Origin of the sequence: Paenibacillus mellifer (assembly GCF_023195895.1) — a bacterium.
Lineage (GTDB): Bacteria > Bacillota > Bacilli > Paenibacillales > Paenibacillaceae > Fontibacillus > Fontibacillus mellifer.
This window is the reverse complement of the sequence record NZ_JALPRK010000008.1, coordinates 50,972-68,384: the sequence shown is the minus strand read 5'-3', so window position 1 is coordinate 68,384 and position 17,413 is coordinate 50,972. Positions and strand designations below refer to the sequence as shown.

Here is a 17,413-nt window from a genome sequence, read left to right as displayed (position 1 = left end):
CAAGTGCAATATCTGAAGGAGGATGACGATGGAACGGGTCGTAATTACTGGCATGGGGATTTTATCCCCGCTGGGCAATGATGTAGATACATTTTGGCAAGGGTTGAAAGAGGGACGGTCCGGAATTTCGCCGATCGATCGTTTTGATGTCACGGCGTTTGGTACCAAGATTGCGGGGCAAGTCCGTGGATTTGACGGCGAAACGGTGTTCGGGCGAAAGGAAGCTCGCAAAATGGATCTCTTCTGCCAATACGCTCTATATGCTGCCGAACAAGCCGTTCAGGACGCAGGCCTTCAACCGGAATTACTGGATCGCGAGCGGTTTGGCGTATACGTTGGTTCGGGCATCGGCGGGATTGAAACACTGGCGGACAATGTTAGAGTCCTGGATGAACGCGGACCGAACCGAGTCAGTCCCAGTCTGGTGCCAATGATGATCTCCAACATGGCCGCCGCACAGATCAGCATCCGCTTCGGTGCATTGGGCGAAACGCTGTCGCCGGTCACCGCCTGCTCGATCGGCAATTCGTCGATCGGCGAAGCGTTCCGGCTAATCCGCAGCGGCGAAGCCGACGTGATGATCGCCGGCGGAACTGAAGCGGCGGTGCATCCGCTCGCGCTGGCCAGCTTCGGGAATGCGACCGCACTCTCGAAGCGGAATGATACCCCTGAGCAGGCCAGCCGGCCGTTTGACGCCGATCGCGACGGTTTCGTGATGGGCGAGGGCGCGGGGATCGTCGTGCTGGAGTCGCTGACGCATGCGTTGCGGCGGGGAGCGCGTATCCACGGCGAAGTGATCGGCTACGGCGCCAGCTCCGATGCGTACCATGTTGTCGCATCGCATCCCGAAGGCGTCGGAGCTTACCAAGCGATGAAGCGGGCGCTTGCTTCGGCGGGGATTACGCCGGAGCAGGTGGACGTGATCAGCGCCCATGCGACAAGCACCCAGGTCGGCGACCTTGGGGAGACGAAGGGGATCAAGAAGGCGTTTGGCGAGCACGCCTATCGAATTCCGGTTACAGCCAACAAATCGATGATTGGCCATATGTTCGGCGCGGCCGGCGGCGCGGAAGCAATCGCCCTGGTTCAATCGCTGAAGGAAGGGATCATCCCGCCAACGATCAACCTGAAGAACCCCGACCCGGAATGCGATCTGGACTACGTGCCGCAGGAGGCACGCCGGGCTGATCTTGAAATCGGGTTATCCAACTCGTTTGGGTTCGGCGGACATAATGCGGTGATCGTGCTGCGCAAATATCAGGAATAAATCGAATCGAACCGTCCCGTCTTCCGGGACGGTAATTTATTCTACAGGACGGGCAACATTCGGAACTCGGGTTGCGTTTGGATAGGTAAGAGACGACTGTGTACGGTGAACAGATAAAGCGAACCGACAAAGCCGGCATCGTGCGGGAGTCTTGAAACCTGAAACAGTAGGGGGTCATACCTATGGGGCAAAGAGGAAAACAGGTTGCCGTTTGGAGTATCGTCGTGGTGTTTCTGCTGTTGCTCGGCGGTTGTGGAAGCGCTAGCAATGATGCAGCCTCGAACTCGAATTCGTTAGCCTATAGCGGGGCGGCGAATAAGGCAACCAGCTCGGCTGAAAGTGAAATGGATGGGGGGAGTACCGCGGCGGTCGCAGCCGATACGGCAGAGGCGCCCGCCGCACAGGATCTGAAGACGGACGGTGGCAGCGGGAGCGGCGATGCGGCGGTGAATCCCGCGCCAGGATTTCAGCCAGTTTCTTCGGACGCGGGGATTAGCAGTAAACTCATTTACCGGGCGAGTGTTGTCATGGAAGTGAAGGATTACGCCAAAACGCAATCGGAGATCCGCAATCTGGTGATGCTGGCGGGCGGGTATATCGTTGAATTTTCCGAGAACCAAACGCAGCATGAACAAGGCGGCAACTTTGTGCTGAAGGTTCCGGCGGCGGGGTTCTCCTCGTTCCTGGATCGTCTGGAGGGACTTAAGCCTGAGTCGTTGCAGCGGAGTATTCAAGGACAGGACGTCTCCGAGGAGTACGTTGATCTGGAATCCCGCTTAAAAGTCAAGCAGGCAATGGAAGCACGGTACTTAAAATTCGTCGAGCAAGCGACCCAAACCAAGCAACTGGTTGAATTCGTGAATGAGCTGGAGCGAATTCAAACGGAGATCGAGCAGATCAAAGGGAGAATGCGGTATATCGACAGCAACGTGTCTTTCTCGACGATTGAGATCCGCGTCTATCAGCCGGATGTTTCGAAGCTGGCGGCCGCGTCAAGCGGTGACACGCCGTTGCTGGAGCGGATGAAAAAGGCTTTGACAGGCAGCATCGACGTTTTGTCACTCTTCTTCCAGTGGCTGGTCGTATTTGCAGCCGGTGCGTTGCCGTTGCTCATCATCGCAGCCTTGATCGTGATCCCGATCTGGATGGCGCGCCGGAAGAACCGAGCGGAGCGGGAACGACGCCGTGCACAGCTTCAGGCGGGCCAGGCGGCAGGACCGATGGCCGGTTCCGTGACGCCGACGAAGCCGGACACGGAGGAAGAGAGTGGGGACACAACGGAAGAAAATTAGGTTCAGGCTGAATGTAAAAGCAAGCCCAAGGGAATGCCCTTGGGGCTTGCTTTTTTTCGTGTAAAGAAATATGGATAAACATTCCCTAATTTTAAACTAAACTTAAACGGGATGGATTCCGTTCTATGTTAAGATGAATGAGCCAAACTACCCAGATTGAAAGGGTTGACTTTTGATGTTAGCCAATTATTTATTTCCCATTACGTATGCTTTCGGTGCGTTTCCGATTGTGGCGTTACTGTTCACTCTGCCTTTCCTGGTCGTGCAATACCGGCGGCACGGTTATGTCAACAAGGTGCGGGCGTTCGTGTTGTACTTGTTCCTGCTGTACTTAATGAACGCCTTATTCCTCGTAATGCTGCCGTTGCCCGCCAGCCGGCATAACTTGCCGCTAAGCGACGGAGCGCTGCAGCTGATTCCTTTTCATTTTATTCAGGACATTGTCAAAGAAACCGCGATCGTTCAGGGAGAGCCGTCAACCTATTGGCGGGTGCTCAAGGAGCGGGCTTTCCTGCAGGTGATCTTTAACGTAGCCTTGACCGTGCCCTTCGGAATGCTGATTCGGTATTATTTTCGCTCAGGCCCGATCACGAGCTTGATCCTGTCGTTCCTGCTATCTTTGTTGATTGAGGTGACACAGCTGACCGGAATCTTCGGAATATATGATCATCCGTACCGCCTCTTTGACGTCGACGACTTGATGAGCAATACGCTCGGGGGCATGATCGGTTTCCTGCTAGCTGTGTGGTTGTCCCGGTATCTGCCGCGGATAGAGCATCTGGACCGAGGGGTGGACCTGGCGACAAAACGGGTGACCTATACCCGGCGCGGGTTGGCCTTGTTTTTCGACTATCTCCTCTGGGGTATCTTGATGACTGTAATTTACCGCTTAGGGATTACGGAAGCATACTTCGTGTCCACGGGATTGTATTTCATGTTGATTCCCTACTTGACCGGCGGGAAGACGCCTGGCAAGTGGATGGTGCGGATACAGCTGGTTGGACTTCCTACGGACGAGGGGGACCGGAAACCAGAAGGCAGCCTGGCCGCTGCTGTACTTCGATATTTGTCCGCCGCGAAGGGCGAACGGCTAACCGTGGGACTGCTCACCCTGATCGTTCGCTATGGGCTGCTCTATTGGGGAGTGCTTGGCCTCAACCGCCTGTTAGTTTTTCCGCCAGACGATATGCCAAGCTTGTTCCGGGTGCTACTAGCGTTAGTCGTTCTCGCCGTGAACTTGGGCTTCTTCATCCATGTCGCCAAACGTTTCTTCCGAAAGGAGCCACTGCTCTTCTACGAAAAAATCAGCCGCACCGGGCATGCCATCATGTTGAGAGAGACGGACGTCGCTTCGAAAAGGCAGAGAAAACAAGAACGCCGTAGATCTGGAAGATAACTAAGCCTCGCTATAATATTCGCTGAGAAACTGTCTGAACTGACGCGCAGCTTCGGATAAATATCGGCGCTCCAGCCAAGCGACGGAGAAGACGCGCCGGCACTCCGGGCTTTCAATCCGCAGCATCGAGTAAGGAGGACGTTCGTCCTTCCGGCATGCCGGCACGAAGGCAACGCCTAATCCGGCTTGGACGAGGCTGCCAAGCGCGTTTGGTTCGTCCACCTCGCAGACGATGCGAGGGCGAATGCCTGCGGCCAGGCAAAACGATTCGTTGATCTTGCGAAACGGGTGGCCTGCTTTATATTCGATAAAAGGTTCGTCCGCCACGTCTTCGAGGCGGATGTTTTCTATTGCCTCCAGCCGGTGGCCGGGCGGGACGGCAAGGAACACCTCGGCATCCAACACCGGCTGTTCGCGCACCCCCGGATGATCCAGCGAGGAAGCGGTGAAGCAGAGATCCACCTCGCCCTTCTCCAGCAACTCGATCATTTCTTCAACGGAAGCCGGTGATGTCTGGAGGATGCGGAAATTCACCTCCGGATAAGCTTCCCGAAAGGCCCCAAGCGCAGCCGTGATACGTCCCAGCGTATTGGTGGCCAAATGGATGCTGCCGCGCTCCATCCCCGCCAGATCCGCCACCTCCTGCCGCCCCTCTTCAAGGACGTCCAGCGCGGTCTCCACCTTTCTCAAAAAAGCTTTGCCGAAGGCGTTTAACCGAATCTGACGATTTTGCCGATCAAACAGCGGGACTCCCAGGTCTTCCTCGAGCCTGGCAATCGTCTTACTGAGCGCCGGCTGGGCGATATGCAGCTCTTGGGCGGCTCGGGTCATATGCTCCATATGAGCGACCGTTCGGAAGTACTCCAATTGCAATAATTCCATGATTAGGACAACTCCTCTTTATTGAAATTCGACCGATTGATATCCTTGAGGTTATGAATGTATAAATTAATATATATTTTTCATTATTAATATTCAATCATACAATAACTTGTGAGGAACACAATAGGGGGGCGATGATGATGAACCATACCGTTTCATCCGAGGCGAGTGAGAAGTTGATCCGCATTTTGGCTTTTACCATGATCTTGTCCTCCATGGGGGCGACGATGTTTAATATCGTACTTCCTGAAATCAAAGGCGAATTCGGCTTATCCGTTACTCAGGTCAGCTGGGTTTCGACAGCATACGCTTTGGTCTATGCCATCGGTGCTGTGATTTACGGGAAGTTGGCGGATGCCTTTCAATTGAGGAAGCTGCTGACGTTTGGGTTAATCCTGTTTTGTGTGGGTTCGTTAACCGGACTGTTGGCTCAGGCGTATTGGATGGTCTTGCTGGGACGCGTGCTGCAGTCAGCCGGAGCGTCCGTGGTTCCCGCGGCCGCGATGATTATTCCGGTGCGGTATTTCCCGGCTGAGCGACGCGGATATGCGCTGGGGATTACAGCCACGGGGCTCGCGATCGGCGGCGCAATGGGTCCGGTTGTGTCTGCGCTGCTAGTCAGTCTGGTGGATTGGCGGTGGTTGTTCTGCATTCCGATGCTGATGCTGATCACTTTGCCGTTCTATCGTAAATACCTCAGTGATGAGCCGATTCAGGCCGTTCGGATCGATTGGCTAGGCGGGGGGCTGCTGGGCTGCACAGTTACGCTGCTATTGCTTGGTGTTACCTATGGGCGGTGGGAGTTGTACTTAGGCAGTTTGCTCTTGTTTCTCTTATTCCTTTGGCGAATCCGATGGGCCTCACAGCCTTTCGTGAATCCGAGATTATTTCAGAATAAAAGCTACTCGTATGGTCTAGTGCTGTCGGTACTGGTAATGGGAATCGGTTATGCGCTGCCGTTCCTGTCGCCCCAGCTGCTGGCAGAAGTGAACGGACTTCCTGCCGGTTGGATCGGGTTCGCCATGGTGCCCGGGGCCGTCGCGTCGGCGATTCTCGGCCGTAAAGGGGGGAAGCTCGCGGATGCCAAGGGCAATTCCTTCGTCGTTTATATAGCGTCCCTACTGCTGATCAGCTGCTTTGCCCTGATTTCGGTGGTGTCCGGGGCGGCGGCGGGCTGGATTGCGGCCATTCTGATCTTGGGCAACGTGGGGCAAATGTTCATGCAGCTGGCGTTGTCCAACACGATTTCCCGCACCCTGCCCAAGGAGCAGACCGGGGTAGGCATGGGGTTGTTGTCCATGCTGGGCTTTTTGTCCGGTGCGGTTTCGACCAGCCTCTACGGAAAGGCGGTAGACTACGGTTCGACAGCGCATTGGAATCCCCTGAATCCATTTGAGGACTCCGCTGTGTTTGCCAATATCTATTTCGTCTTAGCGTTGTTGCATATCGGCATTCTGCTGTCATACCGTTATTATGATCGCCAAACTCAACGTGCTGCTAAGCCTGTTATGCGCGATCGCCTTCATTTCGTTAAGCGTGATTAAATCACAAAAGTCCATATAGAAGATCACTTTATTCTCGTTACTCCTCCTGGGTATGATAGTAGAATGAAGGAAGATGAATGTAAGTATAATCAGAAGAGAACCTACCAGGAGGATCGCCAAATGCCTATCTTTTTCGATGAAGCGAAAGGCCTTTTCCATTTGCAATCTCGCAATACGAGTTATCTGATTCAATTGGTACATGGATATCCCGCGCATGCGTATTTCGGCGCCAAACTGCGTCACGACAGTAATCTCGAAGGCTTGCTAACCTTCCAGGAGCGAGCATCGTTCAGCCCGAACCCGATCCCGGAGGACAAATCGATCTCGCTGGACTCCCTCCCGCAGGAATACCCACAATACGGGACAAGCGACTTTCGGAGCCCGGCTTATCAAGTGCGGCTTGCTAACGGAACTCGGGCGACGGAGCTGACATACCGTTCCCACCGGATCCTTCCGGGTAAGCCGGTACTCGAGGGGCTGCCATCCGTTTACACCGAGCAGGACCGTGAAGCGGAAACGTTGGAGCTGGAGCTGGAGGATCGCGTCTCCGGGTTGTCCATTGTATTAAGCTACACCGTGTTTACCGATTTCGACGCTATCGCCAGATCAGCTCAGCTTCGGAACGAGAGCGGCGAACCGATCCAACTGGAGCGCGCACTTAGCGCCTCGGTTGATTTCCCGGACGTTTCTTATGATGCATTATACCTGTCCGGTGCCTGGGCACGCGAACGCCATGTGCAGCGTAGACGGCTGGCTCCGGGAGTTACCGGGATCAGCAGCCGCCGCGGTTCTAGCTCCCACCAGCAGAATCCGTTCCTGGCGTTACTGCGGCCAGATGCGACGGAGCAGCGAGGCGAGGTTTACGGGTTCAGCTTGGTCTACAGCGGGAACTTCACCGCTGAAGCTGAAGTCGAGCAATTCGGGACCACCCGTGTCTCAATCGGAATCAACCCGTTTGATTTCAATTGGAAGCTGGCACCGGGGGAGAGTTTTCAAACGCCGGAGGCGGTGCTTGTATATTCGGCTGAAGGGCTGGGTGGGATGTCCCGCACCTATCACCGACTGTACCGGACCCGGTTATGCCGCGGGCAATTCCGCGATCAGGAGCGGCCAATTCTCGTCAACAACTGGGAAGCAACGTATTTCGATTTCAATGCGGACAAAATAGAAGCCATCGCCAAAGAGGGCAGCAAGCTGGGTATTGAGCTGTTTGTGTTGGATGACGGCTGGTTTGGTCGGCGCGACCGCGATAACAGCTCGCTTGGCGACTGGTTCGAAGACCGCCGCAAGCTGCCCGACGGGTTGGCGGACTTAGCCCATCGTGTGAAGGAGAACGGACTGCAGTTTGGCCTTTGGTTCGAGCCGGAAATGGTCTCCCCGGACAGCGATTTGTACCGGGCCCATCCCGACTGGTGCCTTCATGTCCCGGGACGGCGACGTACGGAAGCCCGCGACCAGCTGGTGTTGGATATGTCGCGCAGCGATGTGCGCCAGTACTTGTATGAGCGCTTGAACGATATCTTCTCCACAGTGCCGATCACATACGTCAAATGGGATATGAACCGGAACATGACGGAGATCGGATCGGCGGCGATTCAAGCCGAGCGGCAGGGAGAAGTCGCCCACCGTTACATGCTGGGGTTGTACGAACTCTTGGAGCGTTTGACAAGCGGATTTCCACATATTTTGTTCGAAAGCTGCTCCGGCGGCGGCGGGCGGTTTGACCCGGGCATGTTGTATTACATGCCGCAAACGTGGACGAGCGATGATACAGATGCAGCGGAACGCTTGAAAATCCAATACGGCACCAGCATCGTCTATCCCGTTTCGACAATGGGCGCGCATATCTCCGCCGTACCGAACCATCAAGTGGAGCGGACGACACCGTTGACGTTCCGGGGGGACGTGGCGATGTCCGGCAATTTCGGCTACGAATTGGATCTCACTCGGTTTACGGACGAGGAGAAGGAAACGGCCAAACGCCAGATTGCGATGTACAAAGAAATTCGCGGATTGGTTCAGCAAGGCGACCTGTATCGTCTGCAAAGCCCGTTCGAAGGCAATGAGACGGCTTGGATGTTTGTTAGCCCGGACCAGGAGGACGCAATATTGTTCTATTTTCGGGTGCTCGCAGAACCTAACGGCCCATTGCGCAGCGTCAAACTGCAAGGGCTTGACCCGGCTAAAGATTATGAGGTGGCTGGAAGCGGCGAAGTGTATGGCGGGGATCGCTTGATGAGCGCCGGCTTATCCATGGCCTCGGTGCGCGGCGACTTCAGCAGCAAGATGGTTCGATTGAAAGCGAAGCGATAAGATACGAAAAGACCTGAAGCAGGCTACATTCCTTCAGGTCTTTTTGCTCGCCAGTAGACGATTTGCTTACATAGGTAAGACAAGGGGAGAAACGTCGGATTCGGCCTTGTGAATCCCTCTCAAACAGAATAACGTGAATCACATGTCCATCGCGGTAATGGACCAGTCCGATCTCTCCGTTGATCCGCATCGGAATTAGCTCGCCTTGCAAGGAGTCTTTGGCCTGAATGCCTTGCCAAAATGCAACAACGCGCTCCGTCGACAGAATGAGGTGGATGGCTGCCCGGACTTTTCCCCCTCCGTCGGAGATGAGTACAGCATCCTCCCGAATCAAATTGAGCAGCGGTCCATCTCGCTACGGTCTTTTCGTCAGGAGGAGCGGGAGCCGTTTCGAGGTCTCTCTTATCTTACCGAAAAAACGAAAAAAACCCAGCCCCTATTCGAGAGGAGGGCTGGGCCTTTGCAGCGTCGATCAAAACTTGAAGATATGTATCGTCTTTTGCAGCTGGAACACGGCATTTTTCATCGCTTCGGATTCCTCGGCCATGGCCCGGATCGAGGTGATTTGCTCGTTCATGGAAGCCGATACTTGTTCAGTGCCCGCAGCGGACTCCTCAGTGATCGCAGAAATGTTCTGAATCGAGGAAGAAATGTTCTGCGCACTTTCCAGCATCGCTTCACTTTCCCTGGAGAACGCGGCGATTTCCCCGCTGATGTACTGAACGCTTTGGACGATATCTTGGAAGATTTGCTCCGCTTCGCGGATCATTTCGCTTTGTTGTCGAACGACTTCTTCATTGATTTTGATGTTCTGCCCCGCTTGCTTCACATCCAGTTCGATGCTCCGAACCAAATTGAATACCTCTTTGGTTGATGCGGTTGATTCTTCGGCCAGCTTGCGTACTTCGTGCGCAACTACAGCAAACCCAGCTCCGTGCTCACCTGCCCGTGCAGCTTCAATAGAGGCGTTCAGCGACAACAGGTTGGTCTGTTCGGCAATTTCCGAAATGGTCGCGGTAATTTTAGTTATGCCTTGCGCGTTCTTGGCTAATGCCTCGATGGAATCGGCAACTTTTTCAGTCGCTTCGATGTTCTTGCGCATGCCGTCCGCCTGCCGCGAGACGGAGTCGCGTCCGCGTTCTACCAGCTGAATCATTTCGTCGGACCGTTGATTCATTTCACGAGTAGAATCGGTGTAATTGCTGACCTTTTGTTCAATTTCGCCGATCGCGTCTTTCATGCCGCTGACGTCTTCGGAGATGGCATTCGCGCCCAACGCCAGCTCGCTGGAGGAGTGGGTGACTTGGGTCATGACTTCGATTAGCTCTTGGTTGCGATCGGAAATACTCCGGCTGGAATCCATCACCTTACGAGTGATATCCGAGGTCTCCTGCAGAATTTTACGGAGCTTGTCCACCATGCTGTTGAAGGAGCGGCTAAGATCGTCCATGCCTCCGGACTCCATGATTCGACTGGTAAAGTCGCCTTTGGCGATTTTTGCGGAAGCGCTGGTGATATCATCGAAGGACCCCGTAAGCGCTTTCTGGAGATAACGTGAAAGAGGTAAGGTAAGCGCTGCCAATACGGCGATCATTAAGATCCCGATGACAATGTGTCCCAGCACGATGAAGACAATCAGCGAGGGGACGGCAAAGAGCGCAGCCACGAGGTAACACGCGGCGGAGATCTTTCCGGATAAGGGAAGTCTGTTGAACCATGTCATGAGATTCATGTCCTCCTTAAGTAATAGGTGAATTCTACCATAATTATATCATCCATGATGCCAGGGGTATAGGACGAAATATTCCGAGAAATGCTAACCCAAAGTTGAAAAAGTTCTGTTTTTGCCGAACCTCGGGGCTTGTAATTTTCTTATTGACATTAAACTTGAACCTTTGTTAAATAAAGTCATGGATTATTTCGTATACGAAATATTAAATCATAAAACAAAAATTTAAAGGATGAGAGCTGCTTGGATCAAAAGCAACGCATGCATGAGATCGTGGAATCCTTTCGCGAGGTCAAGAGGGCTTTTTACCAACTGTTATCCAAACAGGCCGAGCCCTTCGGCATCACCGGTATCCAATTCATGGTGTTGAAAAGGATTCAGAACAACCCGCAAATCGGCGTCACCGAGCTTGCCGATCAAATGCGGATGGGGAACAGTACGGTCAGCGGAGTGATCGATCGGTTGGTGAAAGCAGGACTGGTGGTGCGCGCACGTTTGGATAGCGACCGAAGATCGGTTGCCTTGCAGATTACGGACAAAGGGATGGAGGTTTATCAGCTGACGGACCTTGAATATACGAAGGCGATTACAACCGTTCTGGAGACATCCGGGAGAGACATCGACCATATGCTGCAAACGCATCACAAAATTATTGAGTCATTAGAGAAAGTGAGAGAAGAAACCAATGAACCATGAAGCGGCTGTACAGGACGTGAATTTCAAGAGATGGCCCATCGTCATGGCGCTCTTGATCGGGGCGTTTGTTTCGATTTTGAACCAAACCTTAATGAACGTTGCCCTACCGCAGATGATGGACGACTTGGGTGTGGGAGCAACTACCATCCAATGGCTGTCGACCGGATTTATGCTGGTGAACGGCGTCTTGATTCCAATCAGCGCCTTTTTGATGGAACGTTTCACGACGCGGATGCTGTTTATCTCCGCGATGATTTTGTTCTCGGCCGGCACGTTTATTTGCGGAATCGGCTCCAGCTTCGAGCTTGTGCTCGCCGGACGGTTGGTCCAGGCTGCCGGAGCCGGCGTACTGATGCCGCTGATGACCGTTGTATTCCTGACGATTTTTCCAATTGAGAAACGCGGTCAGGCGATGGGGATGATGGGGATCGCCATGATTTTCGCACCTGCGGTAGGTCCGACGCTTTCCGGCTGGGTGATTGAGCATCATCCCTGGAACGTCTTGTTTTGGATCATTTTGCCGTTTGCGATTTTGTCGATCTTTCTGGGTTTTATCTTCATGAAGAATGTAACCCAGGTCGGACGGCCGAAGCTGGACGTCCTTTCGATCGTCTTGTCGACGATCGGATTCGGCGGCGTGTTGTATGGGTTTAGCGAAGCCGGCAGCACAAGCTGGGGCGAGACGGAAGTCGTCGTCAGCCTGATTGTCGGCGTTGTCGCCCTGGGAGTGTTCCTATGGCGTCAAATGAGATCAGATAAACCGTTGCTGGAATTCCGCGTGTTCAAGTACGACATGTTTTCTTTGACGACGATCATCAATGTCGTAATTACAATGGCGATGTATGCGGCGATGATTCTGCTGCCGATTTACCTGCAGAAAATCCGCGGCTTCTCCCCGCTCGAGTCCGGGCTGCTGTTGATGCCGGGGGCGATTCTGATGGGGATCATGTCGCCGATTACCGGGATGATCTTCGACCGGATCGGCGCACGCTGGCTGGCGGTGATCGGCTTGGCCATCACGGCGGTGACGACTTGGGAATTCAGCAATCTGACCGACAGCACGACGTATTCGCATCTCATCTTGATGTACACGGCGCGGATGTTTGGGATGTCCATGCTGATGATGCCGATTCAGACAGCCGGCCTCAATCAGCTGCCGGCGCGGCTGAATGCCCACGGTACCGCGATGTCCAATACGCTGCGCACGATCGCTGGCGCGCTGGGTACCGCACTTCTCGTTACGATCATGTCCTCGCGCGCCAAAGAGAAGGCGACGGAGATGATTATATCAGCTGGGATCAATCCTAAGGATCCGGCAAATGCACAGCAAGTGGCCTTGATTACTCGTGATGCGACGATCAACGGGATCGACTTTGCTTTCGTCGTAGCGACGGGAATTACGTTGGTGGCCTTCGTCTTGGCGTTCTTTATCCGCAAAGTGCAGGTGAATAAAGAAGGCCAGGACCCAAACAAAGAGGAAAACGGCATGAAGCCTGCCAAGGCTTAATTCCTTCCCTAAATATTAAAAGGTACAACCTCTCAGAAATCCTTGAGCGGTTGTACCTTTTTTTCGGATATGCTGTAATCATTACAACATTCTATAGGTGGGCCGATATGGGCAAAGCCCTTTCAGCTTTCTGGCGGAAAGCGAAAGGGCTTTGTTCATCTCTTATCCGAGAACAACTTCAACTTGATGCACGCCGCCGTCGCCAACCGGGGCGATGACGTTGCCCTGGATTGCCTTGCCGTCGACGGAGATACGGGCCACGCCTTTTTCTACGTGGTTCGGATTGCTCACGCGAATCACGTACGTGTCGCCACGGAAGACGCGGGTGATTTCGTATCCGTCCCATGCGGATGGGATACAAGGAGCTACCTTCAGGCCGGCGAAGTCCGCTTGAACACCGAGGATCGCTTGGGTGATTGCTACGTAGTTCCAGGCTGCCGTACCGGTGAGCCAGGAGTTCTTCGCTTCGCCGTGACGTACCGCATCTTTACCGGCGATCATTTGCGAATAGACGTAAGGCTCCATCCGATGGACTTCGCTGATCTCTTCGAGGTAAGCCGGCGCGATCTTCGCATACACTTCAAACGCCCGGTTGCCGTGTCCTAATACCGTTTCAGCGATCATAATCCACGGGTTGTTGTGGCAGAAGATCCCGGCGTTCTCTTTATACCCTGGCGGGTAACTGGAGATTTCGCCCAGGTTCAGATAATATTTCGAATACGGCGGCTGCTGCAACACGATACCGTATTTCGTATCAAGACGCTCCTCAACGGAAGTAAGCGCTTTGGCTGCCAAACCTTCTTCAACGCCGATGCCGGCCATGACGCACATGCCTTGCGGCTCGATGAAGATTTGTCCCTCCGCATTTTCTTTACTGCCGATTTTTTCGCCGTAATGATCGTAAGCGCGCAGGAACCAGTCGCCGTCGAAGCCGTGCTCCAGCGTTGTCTTGCGCATTTTTTCGATCCAGTCGAGGGCATCCGTTGCTTCAGTGTCCAATCCGCGCATGCGGCAGATTTCTGCGAAATCCGGGCCTACGAAGACGAACAAACCGGCAATAAATACGGATTCGGCGACGCGGCCTTCGATGTTCGCAGTCGTTTGGAACGATTCGCCGGGCTCCTTGGAGAAGCAGTTCAGGTTCAGGCAGTCGTTCCAGTCCGCGCGGCCAATCAGCGGCAAGCCATGGGGTCCCAGATTGTGTACGACATGGTAGAAGGAACGTCTCAAATGCTCAAACAACGTTGCCGTGTTATCCGGGTTGCTGTCAAATGGCACTTGCTCGTCGAGAATGCTGAGATCGCCGGTTTCTTTGATGTAAGCGGCGGTTCCAGATACAAGCCACAACGGATCATCGTTGAAGCCGCTGCCGACCTCGTTGTTGCCTTTTTTGGTCAGCGGTTGATATTGATGATACGCGCTGCCGTCTTCAAATTGGGTCGCGGCGATGTCGAGAATCCGCTCTCTGGCGCGTTCTGGAATTTGATGCACGAAGCCAAGCAAATCCTGGTTGGAGTCGCGGAAGCCCATACCGCGGCCGATACCGGACTCGAAATAGGAAGCGGAACGCGACATGTTAAACGTCACCATACATTGATACGGATTCCAGATGTTGACCATGCGGTTTAATTTATCGTCGCCGCTTTGGATTTGGTATTTGGACAGCAGGCCGTCCCAATACGAAGCCAGCTCGGCCAAGGCACGGTCGACGTCGGCGTCCGTGGCGAATTTGGCGATCATCTCGAGGGCTGGTTTTTTGTTGATCACGCTTGGGGCTTCCCATTTGTCTTCTTCCGGCAACTCAACGTAACCGAGAACGAAGATCAGGCTTTGTTCCTCGCCCGGAGCAAGCTTCAACGTCACCTCGTGCGAGCCGATCGGCGACCAGCCGCTGGCTACAGAGTTAGAAGCTCTGCCGGCCACAACGACTTGCGGCTCATGTAAGCCGTTATACAGACCGACAAAGGATTCGCGATCCGTGTCAAAGCCGTCGATATCACGGTTAACGGAATAGAACGCATAATGGTTCCGGCGTTCGCGGTATTCGGTTTTGTGGTAAATGACCGAATCCAGCACTTCCACTTCGCCCGTGCTCAGGTTGCGCTGGAAGTTGGTCATGTCGTCTTGCGCATTCCATAGGCAGAACTCGGCAAAAGAGAAGAGGGAGACCTTCTTCGTCTCGTTGCTCGTATTTTTCACCGTCAGACGATGCACTTCGCCGTTATAGCCCAGCGGGATAAACGCCAATTGCGTTACCGAAATCCCGCCGCGTTCTCCGGTAATCGAGGTATACCCCAAACCGTGCCGGCATTCGTAGAAATCAAGCTCGCGTTTCACCGGCATCCAGCCCGGTGTCCAGAAATCATCGTTGTCATGGTCGCGGAGATAGTAATAACGTCCACCGGTGTCGAGCGGAATGTTGTTGTAGCGGTACCGAGTCAACCGACGCAGGCGTGCATCCCGGTAGAACGTGTAGCCGCCCGCCGTATTGGAGATCAATCCGAAAAATTGCTCATTTCCGAGGTAATTGATCCAAGGGTAAGGGGTTTGCGGCGTGTTGATGACATACTCTTTGCGCTGATCGTCAAATGCTCCGAATTTCATGAATAGGAACTCTCCCTTCGTTTGTGAACGCGCGTTTATTATATTGAAAAAAGATTCCTCCCAGCGATCGTGGATCGTATACGGAGGAGAATGCGCCGGCTTATTCCGCCGGGGATTGGCAGGAATCCCGGATCACCAGGCGGGTGGGAAAGCTGACTGTGCTGAACGTTGGCTGCTCCGCTTCGCAAAGCTCGATCACTTTCAATACGGCAGCTTTGGCCATCTCGTCAACAGGCAACCGGACGGTGGTTAGCTTGGGCGTGATCCGGGAAGCGAGCTGGACATCGTCAAAGCCGATGACGGATAACTGCTCAGGCACGTTAATCCCGCCTTCTGCGAACGCTTCCATGGCAGCGAAGGCCATGTCATCGTTAGCGCAGAACAATGCCGTAGGCAGGTTCCCTTGTTCGATGAGCCTGCGGGTTTCGCGATAAGCGCTCTCCTTCAGGAACTCACCTTCAAGAACAAAGGCCTCCGGCAGCGGCAATCCGTGCTTCTGCAGCGTGTGCTCATAAGCTAAGTATCGCTCACGTCCCGAATACGTATTCATGCTGCCTTTCAAGATACCGATGTCCCGGTGTCCCAGCTCAATCAAGTATTCGATCGCCTGGACTGTACCCTCATAGTCATTGGAATTAATGACCGCCAGGTGGTTCTTGTTCAGCCGCTCCGCCATGATTTCCGCGATGTCGTAATCGACGAGCACCAGCGGCGCCTCCTGGTCCACCATTTCTCGAACCAGCTCGATATCCTTTTGCGTGCCGACCAGAATCCCGCCGTCGATCCGCTTCTGCTGGAAGGCTTGCTTGACCTTCTGGAAATCCCCCGGCGAATATACGGTATGAATGAGTACATAGAAACCGCGGGCGTTGGCCGTATCGACGACCATGTCGACGATCGGGGCAAAGTAGCTGTTCTGATAGATGCGGCTGGTGTCTTCCTTCTCGGTCATGCTGATGGCGAACAAGCCAATCGTATCGGTCCGTTTCCCGGCAAGCGCCCGGGCAAAGCTGTTGGGCTCGTAGTGGTGTTGTTCGATGACGCGGAGTACCTTGGCCCGTGTGGCTTCTGGAACATTCGGATAATTGTTAATCACCCGTGAGACGGTGCTGCGGGACACCCCGGCCAGTTTAGCTATGTCTTCGCTGCGCATAAGGTTGGTCCCCACTTTCGTAAACGCGCGTTTATAGGGTTATTTTATAGCATCCCCTGAAATTAATCAATTCCGAAAAATGCACGAAAAAAAGGCGGCTACTCCGCCGCCTTCGGGATATTCTCCAAGTACTCTTTCATCATTTGAACCGCTTTGTCTTTATTCTTCGTGTCGCCACGGAGGGAGACAATCATGTCCGTCATGCCGAGCGGCAGGTCCTTGACGAGCGTGCTGTCGGTGATTTTGATCCCATACACGTGCTCGGTATTGTCTTCGTCGGATACATCCGTGACGATGGTTTCATCGGTCAGGAGATCTTTAAGCTCGCCGCTTGCTACGTCATCAAGGCTGAGAAAAGCGCCGCCGTTCGACAGCCAATCAAAAGTTGGGGTATCGGTAATATAAATATCCGGACTTGTGCTAGCAATAACGGCCATCGCTTTTTGCTGGTAGGCTATATCCGCGGTACTCATGCCAGCTTCTCCTTGAGGCGGTAAATACACATTCTCAATTTCCACCCGCTTGAAGCCGGGGATCTGTGCCGTCATCGCTTGCTCTAGGGCGTCGACACCGCCATTTTGGTCGTCGGTCATAAAATTGCCAACCATCATGATCGACAGGTCGATGGGGGGCAGGGCGGCTAACCGTTTCTGTTCCTCGCGGTGGTCTAGATAAGCGTTCGTACCGAAGATAATGGCTACAACAGCGATAAGTCCAATAATTACGTGAGCTCGGTAAAGTCGAAAAAAATCGTCGACCTTCTCGGCAGATCCGGCGAGCTTGCCCCACTTCGCATAGCGTTTCTGGTTTAATTCCGCGATCTTCCGTTGTTCCTCCGTCTCCACGATCCGCTTATAAGCCTGGATTTTTCGTTCGATGTCCTCGGCTTCGCCAGGACTCGGATGGCGTGAGCGGGATTTACGGAGCAAAATATCAAATACTTTTTCCAATTCTTCGCGGGAAGCGTTTTCGGGTAACCCCAGCAGTTCATAATCCTGTTTCAAATTGTCGTTGTCCATTGTCTTTCTCC

12 protein-coding genes are annotated in these 17,413 nt (G+C 53.8%); 7 read left to right on the top strand and 5 right to left on the bottom strand.

Features of this window, described 5'->3' with window-relative positions; genetic code table 11:
• The first annotated feature begins 28 nt into the window (after positions 1–28).
• The 3 genes from fabF (at position 29) to M0651_RS10750 (ending at position 3,955) form a co-directional block, all read left to right on the top strand.
• A complete protein-coding gene (gene fabF / locus M0651_RS10760; protein WP_248551749.1) occupies positions 29–1,267 on the top strand; it encodes a beta-ketoacyl-ACP synthase II in 1,239 nt (412 codons plus the stop codon).
• Positions 1,268–1,449: 182 nt separating this feature from the next.
• On the top strand, positions 1,450–2,559 hold the full coding sequence (locus M0651_RS10755; RefSeq protein WP_248551748.1) for a DUF4349 domain-containing protein: 1,110 nt from the start codon (positions 1,450–1,452) through the stop codon (positions 2,557–2,559).
• A 175-nt stretch (positions 2,560–2,734) separates the two neighbouring features.
• On the top strand, positions 2,735–3,955 hold the full coding sequence (locus tag M0651_RS10750) for a VanZ family protein (protein WP_248551747.1): 1,221 nt from the start codon (positions 2,735–2,737) through the stop codon (positions 3,953–3,955).
• Here M0651_RS10750 and M0651_RS10745 read toward each other — a convergent pair whose 3' ends face one another.
• Positions 3,956–4,837 (bottom strand): LysR family transcriptional regulator, encoded by an 882-nt coding sequence (locus tag M0651_RS10745; protein ID WP_248551746.1) that lies wholly within the window; start codon positions 4,835–4,837, stop codon positions 3,956–3,958. It lies immediately after the preceding gene.
• A 140-nt stretch (positions 4,838–4,977) separates the two neighbouring features.
• Between M0651_RS10745 and M0651_RS10740 the strand changes: the two genes are divergently transcribed.
• Positions 4,978–6,381 (top strand): MFS transporter, encoded by a 1,404-nt coding sequence (locus M0651_RS10740; protein ID WP_248551745.1) that lies wholly within the window; start codon positions 4,978–4,980, stop codon positions 6,379–6,381.
• A gap of 120 nt (positions 6,382–6,501) precedes the next feature.
• Complete coding sequence (locus M0651_RS10735; protein ID WP_248551744.1) at positions 6,502–8,694, top strand: alpha-galactosidase; 2,193 nt, start codon at positions 6,502–6,504, stop codon at positions 8,692–8,694.
• A 472-nt stretch (positions 8,695–9,166) separates the two neighbouring features.
• Here the strand turns inward: M0651_RS10735 and M0651_RS10730 are convergent, their stop codons facing one another.
• Positions 9,167–10,417, bottom strand: a complete 1,251-nt coding sequence (locus tag M0651_RS10730; RefSeq protein WP_248551743.1) for a methyl-accepting chemotaxis protein — start codon at positions 10,415–10,417, stop codon at positions 9,167–9,169.
• Between the two features lie 249 nt (positions 10,418–10,666).
• On the opposite strand from M0651_RS10730, the gene M0651_RS10725 reads away from it, so the two are divergent.
• Both M0651_RS10725 and M0651_RS10720 read left to right on the top strand, forming a co-directional pair.
• The gene (locus M0651_RS10725) at positions 10,667–11,119 is read left to right on the top strand and encodes a MarR family winged helix-turn-helix transcriptional regulator (protein ID WP_248551742.1); all 453 of its coding nucleotides are present in this window, start codon (positions 10,667–10,669) and stop codon (positions 11,117–11,119) included.
• The gene (locus M0651_RS10720; protein WP_248551741.1) at positions 11,109–12,626 is read left to right on the top strand and encodes a DHA2 family efflux MFS transporter permease subunit; all 1,518 of its coding nucleotides are present in this window, start codon (positions 11,109–11,111) and stop codon (positions 12,624–12,626) included. The genes M0651_RS10725 and M0651_RS10720 overlap by 11 nt, the downstream gene beginning before the upstream one ends.
• Before the next feature lie 162 nt (positions 12,627–12,788).
• Here the strand turns inward: M0651_RS10720 and M0651_RS10715 are convergent, their stop codons facing one another.
• The 3 genes from M0651_RS10715 to M0651_RS10705 form a co-directional block, all read right to left on the bottom strand.
• Positions 12,789–15,230: a glycoside hydrolase family 94 protein gene (locus tag M0651_RS10715; protein WP_248551740.1), complete on the bottom strand. Its 2,442-nt coding sequence runs from the start codon at positions 15,228–15,230 to the stop codon at positions 12,789–12,791.
• A gap of 100 nt (positions 15,231–15,330) precedes the next feature.
• Positions 15,331–16,383, bottom strand: coding sequence for a LacI family DNA-binding transcriptional regulator (locus M0651_RS10710; RefSeq protein WP_248551739.1), 1,053 nt, complete (start codon positions 16,381–16,383; stop codon positions 15,331–15,333).
• A gap of 98 nt (positions 16,384–16,481) precedes the next feature.
• Positions 16,482–17,402 carry a type 2 periplasmic-binding domain-containing protein gene (locus tag M0651_RS10705; protein WP_248551738.1) on the bottom strand — a complete coding sequence of 307 codons (921 nt, stop codon included), beginning with the start codon at positions 17,400–17,402 and terminating at the stop codon, positions 16,482–16,484.
• Between the last annotated feature and the right edge of the window lie 11 nt (positions 17,403–17,413).